Genomic DNA, 1,993 nt, shown 5'->3' with positions numbered 1-1,993 from the left:
GAATATGGCGACCAGGCCCAGCGGACAGACCCCTTCGGCCGGCCGATGGGCGGGGTTGCCGATGGTCGCAATGTCGATATCCCGGATGAAGCCGAGCGCCAGCGCGCCAAGGATATTCTCGAAGAGCTTCGCCGGCGCTATGGCGAAACGCCCGATGAGGAAGAGCGCAACTATCTCGAGCGGCTACTCGACCGGTTCTAGGCGAGGCCTTGCTGGATCAGCATTGGGCTGGAAATGTACCGAAATTGTATTGGAATTGGACTTTGATCCGGGTCTTCAGGCGGCGCTTGGCCCACCATCCGAACCGCGATCGTCCGCGAAGGCTCGCATCATGAAAATCGGCACCGAACCGCGCTCGGTCATCGCCCAGTCGAGGGGCTGATCGTGCGGCTCAGGCGGCAGCTCATCCAGCATCTGCGCATGAAAGGCGAGGCCGCATGCGAACACGCGGCCATCGTCTCGGAGGCGATCTAAGGCCTTGTCATAATGGCCTTTTCCATAACCAAGACGTGTGCCGAGCTTGTCAAAACCAAGCAGCGGAACCAGTAGAAGCGTCGGTTCTGTCCGTATGGAGTTTTCGGGCGGCTCGCGCAGGCCGAATGGCCGGTCCTCCAGCGCGTCTCCCGGTTTCCAGAGGCGGAAGGACATCTCGCCATCCTGCTCGACCCGCGGCAGGCAGAGCTGCGCCCCTGCGTCGGCCAGTCTTTCCATAAGCGGCATAGAGTTGATTTCACTGCCGATTGGCAGATAGCCACTGACGATCGGGCCGTACCGCTCCAGCAGCTTCAGCGGAAATTTCCCCGCCAGGGTCTCGCCCGCATCCGGGTCGCGGGCATGGGCCTCCTCGCGCAGGAGCCTCAGATCCGCGCGCAACGAATTTTTGTCGATCCCGGTCAAACCTTTTCCTCAAGGCCGACCAGCGCCTTGGCATAAGCACTCGCACTAAAGGGCTGAAGGTCATCGGCTTTTTCGCCGACGCCGACAAAGTGGATCGGTAAATCATGCGCTTCTGCAATCGCCACAAGCACACCGCCTTTGGCCGTCCCGTCGAGCTTGGTCATTACGATGCCGGAGACTTCTGCGGTATGCCGGAACGCCTCGACCTGGGAGAGCGCATTCTGTCCTACCGTTGCGTCGAGCACGAGGATCACATCATGCGGTGCATCCGGATCGAGCTTGCGCGTCACGCGGACAATCTTGGCCAGCTCGGACATGAGCTCAGCCTTGTTCTGCAGCCGCCCCGCCGTATCGACGAGAACGAGGTCGAGGTCTTCCGCTCTGGCTTTCTCGATCGCTTCATAGACGAGCCCTGCGGCATCAGCGCCCGTCGGCTTGGAGAGGACCGGAATGCCGGCCCGCTCGCCCCACACGGTCAGCTGCTCGATCGCGGCGGCGCGGAACGTATCACCGGCCACAAGAAGCGCCTTTGCGCCTTGCTCTTTCAGTTTCGAGGCAATCTTGCCGATCGTTGTCGTCTTGCCGGATCCGTTGACGCCGACGAACAGGACGACGCGGGGCCGCGGGCCGTCTGCAAAGTCCACGATTTGCTCGCGCGGCTTCATGATCGCTTCGATCTCGTCAGCCAGAGCGATGCGGATTTCGTCGTCCGTGATGTCCTTGTCGAACCGGTTTTTTGCGAGATTAGACGTCACGCGCGCAGCGACTTTTGCGCCGAGATCAGAGGTAATCAGCAGGTCTTCGAGATCTTCCAGCGCCTCATCGTCGAGTTTCCGGCGATTGAAAACGCCGGTCAGGCTCGAGCTGAGCTTGCCGGAGGATTTGGACAGCCCGCCCGAGAGTTTGCCGAAGAAGCCCGGGTCCCGGACTTCGGCGTATGGGTCGGGTTCACCCCGGGCGATCGCGGCCTGGCGCTCTTCTTCCTTGCGGCGGGCTTCGGCCTCTTCAGCTTCTTTCTTCAGGCGCGCGTCTTCGCGGGCCTGCTCGGCGCGGCGGCGCTCCTCGAGGATTTTTAGCTCGTTTTCGGCTTTCTGGC

General features: G+C 61.7%; 3 protein-coding genes. 1 reads left to right on the top strand and 2 read right to left on the bottom strand.

The window, feature by feature from the left end; translation table 11 throughout:
- A partial coding sequence (locus tag WA989_RS01410) for a DUF4175 family protein (protein ID WP_424338745.1) occupies window positions 1-201 on the top strand: 201 nt, incomplete at its 5' end.
- Window positions 202-276: 75 nt separating this feature from the next.
- On the opposite strand, the gene WA989_RS01405 is transcribed toward WA989_RS01410, so the two are convergent.
- Both WA989_RS01405 and ftsY read right to left on the bottom strand, forming a co-directional pair.
- Window positions 277-897: a 5-formyltetrahydrofolate cyclo-ligase gene (locus WA989_RS01405; protein ID WP_424338744.1), complete on the bottom strand. Its 621-nt coding sequence runs from the start codon at window positions 895-897 to the stop codon at window positions 277-279.
- A partial coding sequence (gene ftsY, locus WA989_RS01400) for a signal recognition particle-docking protein FtsY (RefSeq protein WP_424338743.1) occupies window positions 894-1,993 on the bottom strand: 1,100 nt, incomplete at its 5' end. The genes WA989_RS01405 and ftsY, both read right to left, overlap by 4 nt.

Source organism: Henriciella sp. (assembly GCF_049649345.1).
Classification (GTDB): Bacteria; Pseudomonadota; Alphaproteobacteria; order Caulobacterales; family Hyphomonadaceae; genus Henriciella.
This window is presented reverse-complemented; position numbering and strand designations above follow the sequence as displayed.